Raw genomic sequence first — 20,172 nt, 5'->3', positions numbered from 1 at the left:
GTTTTATTTGACAAATACAAAAGCTCATTTTATTTCTAATATATTATATACATAAAAAATGTCTTTTTTATGTCCAAAAAGAAAAAAGCTTAAAAAAGCTTTTTTATAACGTAATAATTCCAAATGTTGATAAAATATAACTTAATAAAATAATTAATAATGTTGGAATACAAATATATTTCATCACAATATTATAGACTTTTTCTCTTTTAAAAGCAGATGATATTTTAATTTCATTTGAAATTGTTTTTAATTTTGTTACAAAAATAATTAATAAAACTGTACATAACGCTGAAATTGGCATCATACATGAATTTGTGACAAAATCAAAGAAATCTAATAAAGTCATTCCTAATGGTTGAATCCATCCTAAAACACCATAGCCAAGTGAAATAGGAATTCCTAAAGCTAACATTTCAATAATCATTGCTAAAGCTGCTTTTTTTCTAGAAATATGGAATTGTTCCATCAATGTTGCACAAGAACATTCCATTAAAGAAATAGCTGAAGTTAAAGCAGCAAATAAGACAAGTAAAAAGAATACCCCACCTATAAATCCACCTAATTTTAATGAATTAAAAACTTTAGGCATTGTAATAAACATTAAAGACGCTCCAGCATTTAAACTATCTTTTCCTGAAAATGCAAAGACTGCAGGAATAATCATTAACCCCGCTAAAAAAGCAATTAAAGTGTCCATAATTTCTACTTGAGAAATTGCTTTTTCCATATCAACATCTTTTTTCATATAAGAACCATATGTAAATAAAATACCCATTCCAATTGATAAAGAATAAAACATTTGTCCCATTGCTGAAATAACTGTCATAATACTAAACCTTGAAAAATCAGGAATAATATAATACTTCAAACCTTCAATTGCTCCTGGTGTCATTAAACCATAGATTGAAATAAAAATAGCTATTACTACTAAAATAGGCATTAAAATCTTACTTACCTTTTCTATTCCTTTTTCTACCCCTTTAATAACCACAATAAAAGTTAATACTGCAAAAACAACTAACCAAAAAGCTGGACTAATTGGATTAGCAATAAAATTTGAAAAATAGGTATCTTGTGTCAAGATTTGACTTGATCCTCTTAAATATTCAAATAAGTATTTACATACCCAACCACCAACAACACAGTAATAAGGAATTATCAACATTGGAATAATTGAATTCAACCAACCACCAATCTTTAATTTTTTTGCTCCTAAGATTTTATATGCTTTGATTGGATTGTTTCCGGTCTTTCTTCCTAATGCTGTTTCACTTACAAGTAAAGCAAAACCAACTGTAAACGCTAAAATAATGTAAGTAAATAAAAAAGTACCTCCACCATATTTAGCCGCAAGATATGGAAAACGCCAAATGTTTCCTAATCCAACAGCTGAGCCAGCAGCCGCCATAACATATCCTAAACGGCCTGAAAAACTTGATTTTTTATTTGTTTCCATCGAATTTCCCCTTTTTAACATATAAAAAAATTATATTGAAACCTCATAAAAAGTCAACTTTATTGTGAAATTAATAACAAAATTCTCTTTTTTTTTACATTTTAAAACAAAAAAACAGCCCTCATTGAGGACTGTCTTATTATTATAATAATGATTTATATAATTCTTTGATTTCTTCTACACTTGTATCTCTTGGATTACCTGGACAGCAAGCATCAGCTAAAGCAGATTCACTTAAGAATTGTAAATCTTCTTCTTTAACGATTTCTTTTAAGTCAGCTGGAATACCAACATCTTTAGATAATTGTTTAACTGCATCTACAGCTGCTTTACGATATTCTTCTTGAGACATACCAGTAGTATCTACACCCATTGCTTCTGCAATGTCTTTATATTTTTCACCAGTATATGGTGCATTATATTCCATAACTGTTGGTAAGATGATAGCATTAGCAACACCATGAGGTGTATCATATAAAGCTCCAAGTGGATGAGCCATTGAGTGAACTAATCCTAAACCTACGTTAGAGAATCCCATACCTGCAACATATTGACCTAAAGCCATACCTTCTCTACCTTCAGGAGTATTTTCTACTGCACCTCTTAATGATTTAGAAATAATTTCAATAGCTTTGATATGGAACATATCTGACATTTCCCAAGCACCTTTAGTAATATAACCTTCGATAGCATGAGTTAAGGCATCCATACCTGTAGCAGCAGTTAATCCTTTTGGCATTGATGACATCATATCTGGGTCAACGAATGCTACAACTGGAATATCATGTACGTCTACACATACCATTTTACGATCTTTTTCAACATCTGTGATTACATAGTTGATTGTTACTTCAGCAGCAGTACCAGCTGTTGTAGGAACAGCGAAAATTGGTGTACAAGGATTTTTAGTTGGTGCAACACCTTCTAAGCTTCTTACATCAGCAAATTCAGGGTTTTTATCAATAATACCTACTGCTTTTGCTGTATCCATTGATGAACCACCACCAATAGCAATCATATAATCTGCTCCAGCATCATGTAATGCTTTAACACCTTGTTGAACATTTTCAATTGTTGGATTCGGTTTGATATTAGAATATAGTTCATAAGCTAATCCTGCTTTATCTAATAAATCAGTAACTTTTGCTGTTACTCCAAATTTTACTAAGTCTGGATCTGAACATACTAAAGCTTTTTTGAATCCTCTTGCTTTTGCTTCTTCAGGAATTGATTCAATTGCTCCTTTTCCATGATAACTTGTTTCATTTAATACAAATCTGTTTGCCATAATTAAATCTCCTCTTTTCTAACTACACATATTTTAGTATCATGTGAAAATAAAAACAAGTTACACATAAGGCTATGTGTAACATTTCACAAGTTTTATATCATTTTTATCCCATTACAAAAAGCTATAAATATGTCATAATAGAAACAAGGAGTGATATCATGAAATATTATGCTGTAAAAAAAGGAAGACATCCTGGTATTTATAATACTTGGGAAGAATGTCAAAATGAAGTAAATCAGTTTAAAAATGCGCAATTTAAAAGTTTTACTTCTAAAGAAGAAGCTTGGAACTATTTAAATGAAAATACTCAAAAAACAGATAAACCATCACTTAGTAAAGATCAATATAATGCCTATAACCAATTAATATCAGGTAAAAATATCTTTTTAACCGGTGGTGCAGGAACAGGTAAATCATTTGTTTTAAAATTATTTATCAGTGAAATGGAAAAACAAAATAAAAAAGTAATTGTCTGTGCTCCTACAGGTATTGCTGCTATTAATATCCAAGGTGTAACTATTCATAGATGTTTTCAAGTATCCCCTGAGCCACAAGTTATTAAACATATCCAAAAAGTACCTCAAGTTGTACAAGAAAGCGATATTATCATTATAGATGAAATCAGTATGTGTCGTGTTGATCTTTTTGATTTTGTTGTAAGAACAATTACTAAGGCAGAAGAAAAATCTTTATCTCGTAAACAAATAGTTGTAGTTGGTGATTTCTTTCAACTTCCTCCAGTTACTACTGATAATGATCGTGAAGTTTTAGAAAAAATATATGAACATTATCATAAAGGCTACGCTTTTGAATCTACAAATTGGAAAGATTTAGATTTTCAAACAGTTGAATTAAAAGAAGTTATTAGACAAAAGGATCCTGAATTTGTTCATGAACTTAATAAAGCAAGAATAGGTGACTATTCTTGTGTAAGTTATTTTAATACTCATAGTCAAAAAGAACTTTTTGAAAATGGAATTATTTTAACTGCTACTAATAAAAAAGCAGAACAAATCAATCAAGATAAACTCTCTAAGTTACCCAATAAAGCTAAAGTCTATCATTCTAGAATAGTAGGAGATGTTAAAAATTCTGATAAACCTACTTTAGATGAACTTCATCTAAAAATAGGAGCTAGAGTAATGGTACTAATTAATGATACTGAACAAGATTTATATCAAAATGGTTCATTTGGAAAAGTATATAAATTAGAAGATGATTGTGTAACAGTTATGCTTGATACAAATAAAACATTAGTTACTTTTGGATATCATGAATGGGCTATAGAAAATTATGTTTTGTCTAAAAAGAAAGATGGAGATATTGAAGATCATCAACTATCTAAAGAAAAAGTAGGTGCTTTTTATCAAATACCTTTAAAGCTTGCTTATGCTATTACAATGCATAAAAGTCAAGGACAAACTTATGATCAAGTCAATTTAATCCCCTATTCATTTGATAACGGTCAACTATACGTAGCCTTAAGTCGTGTTAAATCTATTGAAGGTCTTTGTTTAATTAATCAATTAAGACAAGAGAATTTAATTTGTAGTCAAGAAGTCAAAGATTTTTATCATATTGGTTCATCTAAAAACAAAGATAATCTTATTTATGAACTCGGTAAAAAAGTACTAGAAACTTATCCAAAAGAAATTCAAGATTTAATAGATGAAATACATAAAATAGATAGAAAAGGATAAACATCGTATTTAAGATATGTTTATCCTTTTCATATAATATATTATTCAGTTAATTAACTTTAAAACATCATCTTCATTGGTAACATTAAAAATATGACGCGTTAATACATTAAGTTTTTCAAAATAAGAGCATCCTCCATTTTTTATTGCTTGTATGTACAAATTAAAACAATGAAAATATAGCTATACACCAGATTATAGCTTTAAATTTTATATCATTGTATCAATTCAATTAACTTTTTTAAATACACTATTTTATTTGGTGCTTACTAAAAAGACAGTTATTATAATTAATTACTATATTTCTAATTCATATGATATGTATTACCAACGTATATTATGTTTAGAATAACTAATTGATTTAGATGATTTATAATATTTTTTCGATAATAAATATTCCTTTAATGTATTTTTATACATATTTATATTTATTGGTAAATTTTTAGTAGCTGGTGAGATAATGATTTTTTCTATGATATCATTAAATTCTTCATTACTTCCTTTTAAAGAAATATATGGACTTAATAAATTACCAAATGGTGTATGTTTTATGTAATAATCAATGTTTTCATTTTCTTTATTTTCATTATCATATTTAAAATATACAATTCTTATTTCATTTTCACTTTCATAGGAGTTACTTTTAATTAATGATGATAATAATATCATAAATAATGAAAGATCTCTTTTCCATAACATATTTCTATTTTTTATTTCAAAATCTTTTGTATTTTTAAATACTGCTTTACATATCGTTTCCTGATCATCTTCAATAGATATCTCTTTACTTTCTAATAAGTACTCCAACGATAAAAGATAACCCTTATAATATATGTAAATAAATGTTTCTAAATCATTTTCTTCAAAAAGATTTTTTATATCTTCCTTATTTGCCTTTTCTTTTCTATTTTTTTCATTTTCTTTTAAAAGATCATTACTCTTTTTACTAAATAAATGAAAATTATTAAAATTAGGAATTGGAGCACATTTATCTTTTTCAGAATAAATCACATTAGAAATAGTAAAATATTCATCATTTTCTTTTAAAGTATTTTTCATTACTTGAATCAATTGATCTTTTGATATTTCTAAAGAAAATCCTCCTTTCCCATAATAATTCCACATTGTTAAATCATCTGCTACACTTGAAAAAGACATAACGTATAATTTAATATGTTTTTCTAAATATTTTACATAGTCTTCAAAAGAACATTTTTTATAAATTTCTAAAATTTCATTCTCATAATCTATCAACTTTTTAACTCCACTTGATACAATCAATTTCTTTGGGCAATCTATATTTTTTACTAAAAAATCATTAAACAATTTACAATCATCTGGATCATTTAAAAATGATGATTCTGATAACCTAAAATAATGATTTTCTATAATACTTTTAAATCCCTCTACATTGGTATAATGATATAAATTTTCTATATTTTTATTCATTCTATTTATCCTCTCACTTATTCAAAAAATGTAACTCCTCTTAATTCTTGGCAAAGTCTTTTAGCATAACTATCTGTCATTCCTGAAATATAATCAATAACCAAGTGTAATTTTAAATAGACTTTATCTCCTTCTGTGGTACATTTTTCTTTTTCTCGATTATAGACATTCAAATGATTTTGAGATAATAAGCCGATAATTTTCTTATTTTCTTTTGTCACTTTTATATCATCTTCATCGTATTCCAATATAGCTCCTACAAACTTACTTAATAAAAATTCCAATATTACCGATCCTGATAATTCTACTTTATTAATTTCTTTATTAGCAAATAAATATTCATTTGCAACTGCTTTAAGAACTTTTAATATATTTTCATTATAAACTCCATTTAATAATTCTTTTGCATAGTTTCCCTTCATAATAACATTATAATTAGATGTAAAACTATAAACTGCATTATATTCCAACCAATCTCTTACATTGTCTAACCATTCCTGTATTATCTGTAATTCATTTTGACTGTCATTTTTTATTTGTTCTTTTAAACTTTGTAATAATGGATAATTTTTCTCATCTGTTTCATCAACAATTTGTTCAAAAATATTTATAAAATCTTGAACACTTATATAATTCTTTTTTAATCCGTCTTCTATATCAGCTGTAGCATAAGCAATGTCATCTGCAGCTTCTAGCAAATAAGTAAGTGGATGTCTTACATATTCATCATCTGATAATTTTGTACCAGTTGTTCGAGCAATGTCATCAAACATATCAAAATCCGATGCATAGTATCCTAATTTATGATATTTAATATCATCTGAATCTTTATCTATTTCTGTAGATTTAACAGGATACTTTACAAGTATATTTAACAAAGATTTTGTTAGATTCATTCCACTTTCATTATGTAAATCATGCAGTTTCCCTACAACTCGTAATGCTTGAGCATTACCATCTAAATGATATAAATCTTCTAGTTGTTGTTGTGTAAATATATCTTCTAATTTATTTCCTTTATATTTTAAATGTTTTATATTATCTTTAAACCAATCAGACATAACAACCTCACCAAAATGCCCAAATGGTGGATTACCTATATCATGAATTAACCCTGCACACGCAAGTAAATCGGGAATCGTACTCATTTCTTCTTTATTTTTTTGATAGTCTTTATAACTATTATTATTTTTATTTATTTCTAAAGATATATTTGCAAGTACCATATTCCCTAATTTTTTAGCAATGGCTGATGTTTCTATTGAATGAGTAAGTCGTGTTCTTACAAAGTCATTTTTTTCTAGTGGAAAGACTTGTGTTTTATCTTGTAATCTTCTAAAAGAAGCACTTCTAATAATTGTTTGATAATCATCATCAATACATGTAAAATTTCCTCGATTATACTTTTTAAAACTGTATTCTTTTTTTGTGTCATTTTTTGAAAAACGATTTCCATTTTCAGAAAATCTTTCTGTTGTTAATAAATTACTCCAATCCATCTTATAACCCTCTCTTTTTATTGACTTATATTTTATTATAGAATTTTAATGATTAAAATCTTATTATTTTGCTAAAATGCTTATGAAATACTTATTTTCTTAACCAAATGGAAAATAATTACAGTATCTTTTAAAGAGTAGTACTAATTTTTTTCTTCATTAATATCAAAAAATTCATCACATTTATTTTTTCTTTTCTCTATTAATCTTAATTTATCATCACAAATTAAAAATAATTTTTTCATATTTAACATATAAGATTCATATTGTATCGTTTTACCTGCAAAAGTTAATTTATTATCAAAAGCCTCCATAGAGTCTTGCATAATTTTTATAAATACACCATCTTGCTTTAAAAAATCAATCAAATCTTCGTGTGAATATTTTTCCCCTTTCCAAATACTCCACTTTGCAAATGTTGAATTTATTATACCACTATTTAATATCATATCTAATTCATGTATATTCCTAATAGGATGTCTTACTCCTGACCAAATAGAAAACAATCTATTTCCTAATACTACACATGTATAAATATTTCTGTATTTTGCATCTATATGTAGACTATCTCTAAAAAATTTATTTCTAAATCCATTGTCCTCAAATGCTTTTTTAGATAGGTCTAATTGTTTTTGCGCCTTCTCAATATGCTCAAACGTAGATCTCATTTCAAAATTACTCGTTGGCATTAATGGATCTTTACACTCAATAATAATTAAATCTGAATTTGAAACAACTAAAACATCTATTTCTCCACTTTTTCCTTTATACTTATAATTTTTATTTATAAATATTTCATACTCATAAGAACACTGTCTAAAATAATTTTCACACAGCTTTACAAGTGGTTCAATTCCATTATTATCATTTACTATTTTATTTTTTGAAAGATAGGAATATGCGATTGTATTTCTCATTAGATTTGAATTAGCCATTACAGATATTGGAAATATCACTTTTTTACCAGTTTCAAAAAATGGTGTATATTGTATATCGAATTTATAGTTTTTATCATAAGATAATAAATCATATATTTCATCTACCTTTTGCTTATTCTTTAGAAACATAAAAAGAATTTTTTTCAATATTTCTCTATCTATCGAAGGAATTAAAGATTGTACAATAACATTTATATCTTTCTCATTTTGATAAAAATTTTTTTGGATAAAATATATTATTCTAAAAAATCGTTGACTAAGAAGAATATCATAAGCATTACAATTTTGTGTAACTTTTTTTTCATATAACTGATTTAAACTCATACACATTTCCTTAGAAAAATGTTCCAATTCAACTCCTTCTTCTTTGTAAAATTGTACTTTTCCTTCAATATTCTGTTCAGACATTTTTTTCAATAAAACAGTAGGTATTTCAAATATATAACGTGTCAACAATTCATTACCAACACGTTTGCCTATTTTATTGCCAAATTTCTGTACTATTTGTCTACTAATAGTTTCTAAACAATCATATTCTTTATGACCACTATATCTTCTATCAAAAAACAAAATACTTTGCATTTTCTGCATTATATATCCTAGTTGAACACTTTTTTCAAGTGTTTCATCCTTATTTCTTAAAATAATATTTTTCCCTTCGTAATATATATCATAATCATAGAAATCTATAAGAAGTTCCATTTCTAAAACATAATTAATTTGACAAGCAAGCAGAATAAGCTTTTCAATTTTATTTGAATTTATATATGTAGCATCTACAATATAATTCTTTTCCGGTGATATTTCATATTTCTGAATATATTTAAAAAATAAATATGAAATCCCTTCTGCTTTTTCTTCTTGTGAAAATGTACTTAATATATTGTAATTACCATCTTGTTTCGTTTGCTTTTGTTCCTCTAATAAAAAAATTCTATCTATATAAGCTAACAATTCCTTGTGTAAAGAAGATTCAAATCTGATTCCATTGATTTTCTTTTTTATTTTTCTTTTGTAATGATATCTAATCTCCTTATCTATCTTCTTCTCTGTTTCAATATAAAAATGTTCTAGCCACACAAACTCATATTTTTGTTTCAAATATTTATTTGTTTCTCTTGAAAAACATAGTATATCTTTCTTAAGAATTAAATATTCCAAATAATATCGCGCTTTTGTTTTGGTATTATTTCCAAATACCCTATAACGAAACACTCCTTTTTTCCTAGCTTGATTGATAGCTTCATCGGGTTCCCAAATTGCAAAACATACTATTGCCTTTAATATATTTTCTTTTATTCCTGATTTATAATAAGTAAAAAAGTTTAATAAATACTTCTTATCTCTATTCGATAATTCCACTTTTTGATTTTTTAGTTTTATACACATTTCTTCATTTAGTAAATTTAAATCTATTTTTTGCATCAAATCATCTATTTTCAAAGCAATTGCACCATCTTTCACTTTTTAATATTCATATTTTAAAATAAACTACATATTTCTTTCAATGTAATCATTAACTCATAAAATGTTTATTATTAAGTACCATTACTCAAATATCAATAATCAAAATTAAAATCTTCTGCTTTTAAATCAATACCATTTATAACTCTTTTCAAAGCCTCAATAACTGTTGTTTTTCCACCATTATTTTGTCCTATAATCAATGTTGTTTTAGGAGCAATATTTACATCTTCACCATAGTCACTCGTTAATGCAAAATTTATTTCATTATTATTCTCTGTAAATTTTCTTAAATTTGTTAATTTAAATTTTTTTAGGTTCATATTTAACCTCCTAATCTTTTACATATATTTGCTCTTATTTCTATAAAAAAAGAAATAGATAACACCTATTATTATACAACTTGTGTTATCTATTTACTGTTTTCGTTCACGAATGACTACTTTTCGTACGTGAACGACATATATTTACTTTTATTTACAACTTTTTTCTTAATATTCTATTACTTATCAATATACCTATTAAAAAACCTAAACTATTATGAATAATATCATCAAACTCAAATAAACCTCTACATAAAACTAATTGCAATAACTCAATAGAAAAAGAAATACCAATACCTATCAATAATCCTACCTTCCAATCTATCTTTTTACCATATGCTAATGGTAAAAAAATACCAATTGGTAACAGCATAACAATATTTAATATATTTTCCAACAACAAATCATATCTAGAAGCTGTTCCTAATCTCCCTATAGGATGAATAATCTCTTTCCATGACCAAAATACTTCTAGTTGATATTTTCTAGTACTTGGTAATCTAGAAAATACTGTTGATCCATAAACATGTAAAAGATAAATAATAAATAAGATACTAAAACACATTTGTGTTTTAGTTATCTTATTCTTTTTATAATAACTTTCTAATATGATTAAACTGATGATCATTACAATGATTACAGTTATTAATTCTATTTTACTCCATTTAGGATAATGAGAAATAATGGTTTGAAATATATCCAATGCTTTAACTACTAATATATTGTATATTTATACAATATACTTTTTCCTTTCTGCCAACCCTAGTTGTTCATCATTATTTGTATCTTATTATTGTACAAGATACAAATAATGTAAACATAAAATTCAAATCAAATAAAAAAAGCAGCTCTAAATTTAAAGCTGCTAGCTTATTTTATTCATTAACAATACTTTGTTAATAATCACTATTCCTATTAAAAAACCCAAACTATTATGAATAATATCATCAACATCAAACATTCCTCTACATAAAACCAATTGCATCAATTCAATAGAAAAAGAAATACAAAAACCTATCAATAAACCTACCTTCCAATCTATCTTTTTACCATATACTAATGGTAAAAAGATACCTAAAGGTAAAAGCATAATAACATTTAATATATTCTCCAAGAACAATTCATATTTTGGATATGTCATATTCATTGAATTTAATATTTCTTTCCATGACCAAAATACTTCTAACTTACATATTCTTTTACTTGGTAATCTAGAAAAAACAGTAGATCCATAAACATGCAATAAATAGATAATAAATAAAACACAAAAAAACATTTGTATTTTATTTATTTTATCTTTTTTATAAAATCTTTCTAAAATAATAAAACTTATAATCATTACTATAACTACAGCAATTAATTCTATTTTACTCCAATGAGGATAATGAGAAATAACCGTTTGATATATATCCAATTTAAATTACCTTCCTATCACTACTTATTATTGACAATATCTTGAATATGTTTACTTACTTGATCATGTAAGTCTTCTCTGTCTAATGCAAAATCGATTGTTGCTTTGATAAACCCAAATTTATCTCCTACATCATATCTCTTTCCTTCAAAATCATACGCATAGACTGCTTGTCTATCTAATAATCTTTTAATGGCATCTGTTAATTGGATTTCTCCTCCTGCTCCTTTTCCTTGTGTTTCTAAAAGTTCAAAGATTTCAGGTGTCAATACATATCTTCCTAAGACTGCTAGTTGACTTGGTGCTTTCTCTACTACTGGTTTTTCTACCATATCTGTTAATTTTACCAGTCTTCCCTTTGCTGGATGTGATTTTGATGGTTCTACGATTCCATATTTGCTGACATCTTTTTTATCGACTGTTTGTACTCCAATTACTGATGCTGATGTCTTTTCATATTGTTCTATTAATTGTTTTAATGCTGGTTTCCCTTCTTTATTGACAACCACATCATCTCCTAGTAGTACAGCAAATGGTTCATCTCCAATGAAGTGTAACCTATCTATATTTGATTACAGACCTGACAAAAATGCAACCAACCCTCAAGAATTTCTTAAAGGGTTTGAGAGTACTATCATCACTGATGGCTATTATGGATATAACCATATAGATGGTGTGACCAATGCCTACTGTTGGGCGCATGCCAGAAGAAAGTTCTATGATGCATTGCCTGTAGATATGAAGAATGCATCAGATACACTCGCAAATACAGCTGTTGAAAAAATAGCCAGACTGTTTGCGATAGAAAAACAAATCGAAACATTATCACCTGATAAAAAGGTGAAAGTACGTCAAGAAAAATCAAAGCCATTAGTTGATGACTTCTTTTCATGGTACAAGGATAACCAAAACAAGGTGTTAACAGCTTCTAAGACAGGAAAAACTATACAATATGCCTTGAATTACGAGGCAGGACTGCGTTCATTTTTAGAAGATGGTCTTGTACCTATAACAAATTCATTAGATGAACGTACAATCAGACCATTTACAGTTGGCCGAAAGAACTGGCTGTTTTCAACTTCTACTAAAGGAGCTGAAGCAAGTGCATCAGTATTCAGCCTGATTGAAACAGCTAAATCCAATAAACTTAATCCATACGATTATATTGAATTCATCCTGGATTATTTACCTCAACAAGATCTGGTTGAAGATCCAGAAAGACTGGACTGGTTCTTACCATGGAGTGAAGAAATAAAAGAAGAATTTGAAATAAAAGCCGACTAAATTGATTATTATATCAATTCAATCGACTTCTTTAAATACACTATTTTATTTGGCGCTTACATTAAAAATAATATTACAAAAACGTTTGGACATAAAAAAGAAATACTCAACTCTTTTACATGGATAAATTCCAAATGTATAGGCAATTCTAGAGTAAACTATAAAAAGTAAAATAGAAAAATAAAAGGAGGAAAATCAGAAATTGCTTTATCTAATTTTCCTCTTTAAAAAGTATCAGATATTTTAAAGTGATTTTTTACTAAAGTATTTGATTATTTAGATTGCTTTTTTCATAAATTTTTATAGTATTTAAGTTGTTTAAAAAATAATATTTTTAATCTATCTAATCTAAATTTCATCAAACGAAATAACAACCATAATATCGCCATTTTTTCTAAATTTATATTTTTTATCTAAGAAATTTAATATCACGTCATCGGGATATTCACATTTATTCTTCAATCTTTCAAATTCATCAAGCACAATTTTTTCATCACTATATGGCATTGCTGTACAAATTACTCTACCATTTTCTAATTTCCATAATGCTCCGTGATCAAATAATTTATCGTAAAATTCACTTAATTGATTTGATGATTCATCATTTTCAATATATGATTGTTTTCCAAATCCACGCGCTCGTGCTTTTGAGCCATCTTGTAATAATCTTAAAAAATAACTAGCACTAATATTTGTAGGTTGAGACCAATGAACACCAATAATCCTGAAATCATTAACAAACTTTAAAAATTTTTCTTTATCAATCACATAACCTATATCATCCAAACGATTAACATTTATTCTATCAAATTTCATAATAATATCCTCCTTTTAAAAATGTTAATATTAAAAATCTATACTAATTTTTTTGTAACTTAAATTTTATTGTTCTAGTACTTCCTCCCGTTCTTCCTATCAATTCATTTTCTCCAACTACTTTTACTAAATTAGTAATTTGTTTTCCCATATTTTCCTTATTATGATAAAAAATAGTTGTACTTACGTTATCATTCAATATTAAGTCTCTTAATATATCTCCATCTGTGACATCTAATGAGTGTCCAAAAATATATAAATTGTGTTTTTTACAATTTTTGCATATCATAGCTTCATCATACAAAAAATTTGCTTTCGCTATTTTTTTCACATATAATGAATGCTCACTTTTTATTTCATCAACCCAATTTTTATACTTACATCCTGTCTCTTTATATATTCTTTGATAAAATTTTTTAAATTCCACAAATTCAACATTTATATTTTGTTTTTCAGCCGGAAGAAATTCATCAATTCCCAAAACCATATTATTTTTTTCAATTTCCAAATCTTTATTTGCTTTACCATGTATAAAGTCAATATCCATATTAGATTTATCTATATATACTCTTTCTATTGTATTCGTATAATTAAAACTTTATATTTTACATATTTCCTCCTTGGCAATTATTTTTTGTATATCTGTTAATTTTTTTCACAATTTATTTTATTAACATACTGATACAAATAAATTTCTAATGCTTTAATTAATCTATTCAAGTCATCATATAATTTATCTTTTATATCTTTAAATTCATAATTTAACACATAGTCTATCCCCACGATTTTCCAAAAAGTTCATTTCCATTAGAACCTAAATTTAAAATAACACTTTCATCTAATATTTTTTGTGTCTCGTCTGTATACGAGTTCTTTTTATCAATAGCTATTATTACTTGTTTTTCACTTTTAATATACAATTCTAATATTTTTTCAAATGCTTTATCCGATATTTGTTTTAAAACAAATGAGTCATGCACTATAATAGGTAAATTAGTCAAATTCAGAACAGAAATATCAAATATAACCAATCCCTTATAAGCTATACCTGTACCTGTATTTTCAGGTGTTGCAAAACTATAATTTTTTTTTGAAAAACTTAAAATTGGTACATTATTTTCTTCCTTATAAATTATATTATTCAATCTATTCATTTCTATATTAATTTTACTTGAAAGAATTGATAGTTGTTGATCTTTTATATTTGATACTCTTTTTTTATCAATAGATTCATTATTTTTTAATTCTATAAATTTGTTATATGCATCATTTTTCATTTCCAATTCATCTTTTTTACTTTTAAATTCATTGTGTCTTTTCAATATTTTTTTGACAAATTTGGATTTTTTATTAACTTTAAATAATCTTCTTTTGTTGTATGATAATCTTTTGTGCTATGACAGTCCTTACATAAAGCTATTTTATTATCAAAAGATTCTGAATTATCTCCTAAACGTTCTAGGCCTTTTAATTCCAAATATTGTTCTACAGTAGGGCTATTGGGATAGATATGTGCTATTTCAAATAATTTTACACTTCTTTTTTTTGACTTTTTCTTTGTAAATCTTTACAACATAGAGGACAATGAAAATTTACCTCTCTAAGATAAAGTCTAATATCTACATCTGTAACTGAAGCTCTTTCTTTTAAATATGCAGCTAAATCAGGATCATCTTTCCTTATATTTATTTTATTATTTCTTGTTCCTATATATTTGTCACCTATTTTTCAAATCTCCTCTCTTTTATATTCAAAAATAAGTTAATAATAAAAATTTACTTCTTTTATTATTTGTTATAAAATATAAATATTAATATTATTATATAACTCATACCCTCTATTTCCCATTTTCGTTCACAAACAGCTACTTTTCGTGCGTGAATGTCATGTTTTATGTGCATTTTTTGCATAAAAAAGTGTTACCTAGATAACTAAGTAACACTTCTAAATATTAATTTATTTATTAATCTATAGCATTAGCAGCATGATAAGCTGTTCTAATAGCACTTGCTATATCAGCAGTTCTTTCACCAGAACAATCTCCTACACATACATGAGGAATTGTAATAGATGAATCATCAAAGATATTTTTCTTTGATCCTAAAGCATTGATAATTGTATCTGCTTTGATTTGATCATTTGCTGTATAGACAATATTGTTTTCAATATGATCTACTTTTGTATTTACTAATTGCTTAACATTATGATCTGCAAAGTCTTTCATCATTAATGGTAAAACAGTTGTAGATTCACCAGCAGCAATTTTATCCATCATTTCTACAATTGTCACTTGATGACCTTTATTTGCTAGATATTCAGCAGTTTCAGCACCTACTAAACCTCCACCAATAACCACACAATCACCAGTAACTTCTTGTCCGTTTAAAACATCCCAACTTGAAACAATATTGCTGTTATCATGAGGAATTGGCATTTCCATATTATGTGCCCCTACAGCAATAATAGCATAATCATAACTATTGATATCTTTTGCTTCTTCATTTAAATGAATATCTACATTTAATGTAGGTAATACTTTTTGATAATATTCAACACTTCTTAAGATTTCATTTTTTCTTGGTGGAACAGAGGCAATATTGATTTGTCCTCCTAAATGATCTGATTTTTCAAATAAAGTCACTGTATGTCCTTTAACAGCAGCAACTCTTGCTGCTTCTAAACCAGCAATTCCTCCACCAATAACAACTACTTTTTGAGGATTATTTGTTGGTTTAATTGAAACAGTAGCTTCATTTCCATTTTCAGCATTTAAAACGCATGAAATGTATTGTCTATTTTGAATTGCATCAACGCACCCTTTATTACAGTTTAAACATTCTCTAATGCATTCTCCTTTTTTCACTTTTAAAGCAATATCAGGATCAGTTAATAAAGAACGTCCATAACCAATCATATCAACGTCTCCATCATTTAAGATTTTTTCACCAGCTTCTACACTTACCACTCTACCTACTGTTGCTACTGGAATAGAAACAACTTCTTTAACTTTTCTAGCAACTGGTAATGTCCAATTATATGGCACATCTCCCATTGGTGGAATCGTATCACCCATATTTCCTGTATGGTTGGCTTGAGCTACTTGAATCATGTCAACGCCTGCTTCTTCTAGTTTTTTCGCAAAAGCAATTCCTTCAGCTTCTTTTAAACCACCTTTACCTCTTAAACTTCCATCTTTATTTAAAGTAATAATTGGAAGTTTATATTCAATTGTCAAATCAGGTGCGGCTTCTTTAATTGCTTTAACAACTTCTAAAGCATAACGAATTCTATTTTCAAAAGAACCACCATATACATCACTTCGATGATTTAATACTTCAGAACATAAAGAACCTAATAGTCTATCTCCATGAACTTCAATTGCATCAATTCCTGCAATCATTGCTTTATGAGCACAACTTGCTATACTTTCTTTAATTTGATTTAATTGTTCAACAGTTGCTTCTGAAACAAAATGTTGCATATCATGATGTAATTTAGCATAAGCATCTTTTGTAAGCTTTTGTGCTAATTCTGTTTGTTTTAAAGCTTCTTCTTCATTTCCTTCAGCTTTTGCTTTAGCCGCATTTTGACGAGCTATTCCTGCTTCCATAATCATTTTTCCAACACCAGGAACATCATATTCTGGATGGAAGATTTGTAAAGCCACTTTACAATCATATTGATGTAATGTATCCGCAAGTTTTTTAAAGGCTGGTATTTGTTCTTCACTATAAAGTTTTGGTGTTGGTGATGCTGTACGTACAGGAGCTACGTCACCAATAACAACATAAGAAGCTCCACCTTTCGCTAATCTTTCATAAAAACTTAAACTTTTTTGACCAATAGATCCATCTCTTTCTTCATACCCTGTTGTAAGAGGTGGAAACATAATTCTGTTTTTTAATGTCATTTTCCCTACTTGGATTGGTTCTAATAGTTTCATATTATTATATCTCCTTTGTTATTTGATATGCATTTGTAATAGCATCTTTTAATGTTCCTACTTTTTGACAATCACCAATTAAATGAGCATTTTCAATTGGTGAAGCAACTGGATTATAGCCAACTGCAAAAACTAATGTATCAACATCATCTAAAACATATTCTTGATGATTCTTTTCATATTTAATAGTATTTTCATCAACATAAGTGATCTTTGAATTTAATTCAATCTTCACACCTTTTTCCATCATACGTCTTGTAAGCAATGATTTCGTTGCTCCAGATTCCCCTGTCATTAATCCTTTAGTCATTTCAATTAAAGTAATATCTCTATTTGTAGGGAATAAATCATTAATCAATGGTGCTAAATAATCTGCTGTTTCACAACCAACAGAACCACCACCAATAATTACGATCTTTCTACCTGGAAATTTTTTACCAGATAAAATATCATCAGCTGTCATTGTTTGTTTAAAGACTTTATAAGGTTCGATTTCTTTAGGTGTTGCTCCTACTGTTGTAATAATTTCATAATCTTTAAATTCATTTTCAATCATTTCTTTAGTCACTGTTGTATTTAAACGAACATCAACACCTGTTAATTGGCTCTTCATATATTTAACTACTTTAGTAATTTCTTGTTTACCAATAGGCACACAAGCAATATTTAATTGACCACCTAAACGATCACTTTGTTCACATAAAACAACTTCATGTCCACGTTTTTTTGCGACATAAGCAGCTTCCATTCCTGCTGGTCCACCACCAACAACAAGTACTTTTTTCTTAACAGGAGCTTCATCAATTTCTTCTTTTTCAACAGCTGGATTGACTGTACAACTAATTGGTTTACCAAACATAATTCCTGTTAAACATCTTCCACAACCAATACATGGTCTAATTTCATCTATTTTTCCTGCTTTTGCTTTGTTCGCAAATTCACTATCACATAAATTAGGACGACCAATCATACACGCATCACAAACATCATTAGCGATTAACTCATCTGCTACCCAAGGTTCGTTGATACGCGAAACTGTTGCCACTGGAATAGATACATGTTTTTTAATTTCCTCACTTGCATGTTTATGTGGTGCCGGAGCTGTTCCACTTGCTGGCATTGAACTTCCTTTTTTAATGGTATTTCCTCCAGAAACATGAATAAAGTCAACGGTTGCTTTTTCTAATTGTTTAGAAACATAGATCATATCATTAAGTGTTAAACCACCATCACTGTATTCATCTCCTGAAATACGCACATCAATGATAAAATCTCTACCACATTGTTTTCTTACTTCTTCAATAACTTCTAAAGTTAAACGTAATCTTCCATGAATATCTCCACCATATTCATCTGTTCTTTTATTATATAAAGGCGTTAAAAATCCTCCTAATAAACCATGTGCATGGGCTGCTTGGATTTCAACTCCATCTCCCCCTGCTTTTTTAAAACGTAAAGCAGCTTCACCAAATTGTTTAACAATTACTTTTAATTCTTCTTTTGTTACTTCTCGAGGGGCACTTTTAGCATAATATGGTCCTACATTTGAAGGAGCAATCAATTGTGGTGTCCCAGGAATTGGAAAAGCCATATAAGCTGGATGAAAGAGTTGTGATAAGATTTTAGTATCATATTGATGTACTGCATCTACAAGTTTTTTCCATCCAGGAATATAAGAATCATCATAGATTGACATATCTCCTGGTAAATATGTATACGTAGGTTCTACAGTTGTAACTTCAGTTACAATAAGTCCTACTCCACCTTTTGCTCTAGCTGCATAGTGCTTTACTAAGGCATCTGTTACATAACCTTTATCTGCAAGATTAGTTGATAAAGGTGGCATAAAAATACGATTTTTTACTGTTGTATTTCCTATTTTAATAGGTGTAAATAAATGTTCATAAGTATTCATAATACATCTCCTTTTTCCTCATGTTTATTTTATCACAAGCATTTCCCAAAATCGTTATCATTTCTAGCTATTTACATCTATTTTTTGTCATCAAAAATAAAAGCAAGGACAAAATATCGTCCTTGCCAGCAAATACCATTAAGCTTCAAAATATTTTTTTATTTCTAAAACTTCATCTTCAGAAACTTTTAACAATTCAACTGCTTTTGAAAACGAAATACTTAAGCTATTCATCAAATTTGTTATTAATTCAATATTTTTCTTTCTTCTTTCCAATTTTTGTCCTTGTTCAAGCCCCATAGAATGTCCTTTTTCTATATTTTCTCTGGCTATCATTTCTCCTAAATTACACATCTTTTTAACCTCCTTCTCTATTTCTTCAAATCCATATTCTTTCATAACTTCTTTCTTTATCAAAAGATCATATGTATTGTTTAAAAAGATGACTAACGGTGTCTTGATCCAATCACTATCTTCATACTTATCTTTGATATCATGATCTTTATTTAAGTATATCATAATCTGTTCGCTTTTATCATAACTTTCTAACCTTTCAATAGTACTTCCACTGACATTTTCTAATTTAGAGTTTATGCGATTGACATGTCCATCTCGCTTTTTAGCAGCTTGTGGAAGTATCCATATGACATAGGCCTTTTTCATTCCATCATAGTTTC

The 20,172-nt window shown here is 27.6% G+C and carries 14 protein-coding genes and 3 pseudogenes; 2 read left to right on the top strand and 15 right to left on the bottom strand.

The genetic code is table 11. The features are described from left to right. Nucleotides 1-103: 103 nt before the first annotated feature. Complete coding sequence (locus tag C7U54_RS12770; protein ID WP_107030550.1) at nucleotides 104-1,459, bottom strand: sodium-dependent transporter; 1,356 nt, start codon at nucleotides 1,457-1,459, stop codon at nucleotides 104-106. Between the two features lie 142 nt (nucleotides 1,460-1,601). Continuing rightward, nucleotides 1,602-2,747 carry a lactaldehyde reductase gene (fucO, locus tag C7U54_RS12765; RefSeq protein WP_022000718.1) on the bottom strand — a complete coding sequence of 382 codons (1,146 nt, stop codon included), beginning with the start codon at nucleotides 2,745-2,747 and terminating at the stop codon, nucleotides 1,602-1,604. A gap of 161 nt (nucleotides 2,748-2,908) precedes the next feature. Between fucO and C7U54_RS12760 the strand changes: the two genes are divergently transcribed. After that, a complete protein-coding gene (locus C7U54_RS12760; protein WP_022000719.1) occupies nucleotides 2,909-4,450 on the top strand; it encodes a ribonuclease H1 domain-containing protein in 1,542 nt (513 codons plus the stop codon). Nucleotides 4,451-4,774: 324 nt separating this feature from the next. On the opposite strand, the gene C7U54_RS12755 is transcribed toward C7U54_RS12760, so the two are convergent. From C7U54_RS12755 to C7U54_RS12725, 7 genes and pseudogenes are all read right to left on the bottom strand, one after another. After that, on the bottom strand, nucleotides 4,775-5,899 hold the full coding sequence (locus C7U54_RS12755) for a DUF2971 domain-containing protein (protein ID WP_107030548.1): 1,125 nt from the start codon (nucleotides 5,897-5,899) through the stop codon (nucleotides 4,775-4,777). A 17-nt stretch (nucleotides 5,900-5,916) separates the two neighbouring features. Beyond that, the gene (locus C7U54_RS12750; RefSeq protein ID WP_107030547.1) at nucleotides 5,917-7,398 is read right to left on the bottom strand and encodes a deoxyguanosinetriphosphate triphosphohydrolase; all 1,482 of its coding nucleotides are present in this window, start codon (nucleotides 7,396-7,398) and stop codon (nucleotides 5,917-5,919) included. 143 nt (nucleotides 7,399-7,541) lie between these two features. After that, the gene (locus C7U54_RS12745) at nucleotides 7,542-9,800 is read right to left on the bottom strand and encodes a hypothetical protein (protein WP_107030546.1); all 2,259 of its coding nucleotides are present in this window, start codon (nucleotides 9,798-9,800) and stop codon (nucleotides 7,542-7,544) included. Nucleotides 9,801-9,895: 95 nt separating this feature from the next. Then, entirely contained in the window at nucleotides 9,896-10,123 is a 228-nt protein-coding gene (locus C7U54_RS12740; RefSeq protein WP_107030545.1) for an AAA family ATPase, read from the bottom strand. Between the two features lie 154 nt (nucleotides 10,124-10,277). Then, nucleotides 10,278-10,826, bottom strand: a complete 549-nt coding sequence (locus tag C7U54_RS12735) for a VanZ family protein (RefSeq protein ID WP_206603623.1) — start codon at nucleotides 10,824-10,826, stop codon at nucleotides 10,278-10,280. Nucleotides 10,827-10,988: 162 nt separating this feature from the next. Further along, on the bottom strand, nucleotides 10,989-11,537 hold the full coding sequence (locus tag C7U54_RS12730) for a VanZ family protein (protein WP_107030543.1): 549 nt from the start codon (nucleotides 11,535-11,537) through the stop codon (nucleotides 10,989-10,991). Between the two features lie 20 nt (nucleotides 11,538-11,557). Continuing rightward, nucleotides 11,558-12,088 (bottom strand): annotated as a pseudogene (locus tag C7U54_RS12725) (UTP--glucose-1-phosphate uridylyltransferase); the annotation flags it as partial. Nucleotides 12,089-12,095: 7 nt separating this feature from the next. On the opposite strand from C7U54_RS12725, the pseudogene tnpC reads away from it, so the two are divergent. Next, nucleotides 12,096-12,821: pseudogene (gene tnpC / locus C7U54_RS12720) on the top strand (IS66 family transposase); the annotation flags it as partial. Between the two features lie 348 nt (nucleotides 12,822-13,169). Here tnpC and C7U54_RS12715 read toward each other — a convergent pair. The 6 genes and pseudogenes from C7U54_RS12715 to C7U54_RS14740 all read right to left on the bottom strand — a co-directional run. Further along, nucleotides 13,170-13,637 (bottom strand): hypothetical protein, encoded by a 468-nt coding sequence (locus tag C7U54_RS12715; protein WP_107030540.1) that lies wholly within the window; start codon nucleotides 13,635-13,637, stop codon nucleotides 13,170-13,172. A gap of 43 nt (nucleotides 13,638-13,680) precedes the next feature. After that, nucleotides 13,681-14,223, bottom strand: a pseudogene (locus C7U54_RS12710) (AbiH family protein); the annotation flags it as partial. A 187-nt stretch (nucleotides 14,224-14,410) separates the two neighbouring features. Beyond that, nucleotides 14,411-14,914 (bottom strand): DUF2326 domain-containing protein, encoded by a 504-nt coding sequence (locus C7U54_RS12705; protein WP_107030538.1) that lies wholly within the window; start codon nucleotides 14,912-14,914, stop codon nucleotides 14,411-14,413. Between the two features lie 686 nt (nucleotides 14,915-15,600). Continuing rightward, complete coding sequence (gene bilR, locus C7U54_RS12695) at nucleotides 15,601-17,580, bottom strand: bilirubin reductase, long form (RefSeq protein WP_107030536.1); 1,980 nt, start codon at nucleotides 17,578-17,580, stop codon at nucleotides 15,601-15,603. Between the two features lie 4 nt (nucleotides 17,581-17,584). Further along, a complete protein-coding gene (locus C7U54_RS12690) occupies nucleotides 17,585-19,495 on the bottom strand; it encodes an oxidoreductase (protein ID WP_107030535.1) in 1,911 nt (636 codons plus the stop codon). A gap of 138 nt (nucleotides 19,496-19,633) precedes the next feature. Continuing rightward, a partial coding sequence (locus C7U54_RS14740) for a hypothetical protein (protein WP_162297522.1) occupies nucleotides 19,634-20,172 on the bottom strand: 539 nt, incomplete at its 5' end.

The sequence above is a fragment of the Faecalibacillus intestinalis genome, assembly GCF_003024685.1.
Taxonomy (GTDB): domain Bacteria; phylum Bacillota_I; class Bacilli_A; order Erysipelotrichales; family Coprobacillaceae; genus Faecalibacillus; species Faecalibacillus intestinalis.
This window is presented reverse-complemented; position numbering and strand designations above follow the sequence as displayed.

Excerpts from the sequence above, each read along its gene's own strand:
- C7U54_RS12770 (WP_107030550.1), bottom strand. The coding sequence starts at position 1,459 with ATGGAAACAAATAAAAAATCAAGTTTTTCAGGCCGTTTAGGATATGTT.
- fucO (WP_022000718.1), bottom strand. The coding sequence starts at position 2,747 with ATGGCAAACAGATTTGTATTAAATGAAACAAGTTATCATGGAAAAGGA.
- C7U54_RS12760 (WP_022000719.1), top strand. The coding sequence starts at position 2,909 with ATGAAATATTATGCTGTAAAAAAAGGAAGACATCCTGGTATTTATAAT.
- C7U54_RS12755 (WP_107030548.1), bottom strand. The coding sequence starts at position 5,899 with ATGAATAAAAATATAGAAAATTTATATCATTATACCAATGTAGAGGGA.
- C7U54_RS12750 (WP_107030547.1), bottom strand. The coding sequence starts at position 7,398 with ATGGATTGGAGTAATTTATTAACAACAGAAAGATTTTCTGAAAATGGA.
- C7U54_RS12740 (WP_107030545.1), bottom strand. The coding sequence starts at position 10,123 with ATGAACCTAAAAAAATTTAAATTAACAAATTTAAGAAAATTTACAGAG.
- C7U54_RS12715 (WP_107030540.1), bottom strand. The coding sequence starts at position 13,637 with ATGAAATTTGATAGAATAAATGTTAATCGTTTGGATGATATAGGTTAT.
- C7U54_RS12705 (WP_107030538.1), bottom strand. The coding sequence starts at position 14,914 with ATGAAAAATGATGCATATAACAAATTTATAGAATTAAAAAATAATGAA.
- bilR (WP_107030536.1), bottom strand. The coding sequence starts at position 17,580 with ATGAAACTATTAGAACCAATCCAAGTAGGGAAAATGACATTAAAAAAC.
- C7U54_RS12690 (WP_107030535.1), bottom strand. The coding sequence starts at position 19,495 with ATGAATACTTATGAACATTTATTTACACCTATTAAAATAGGAAATACA.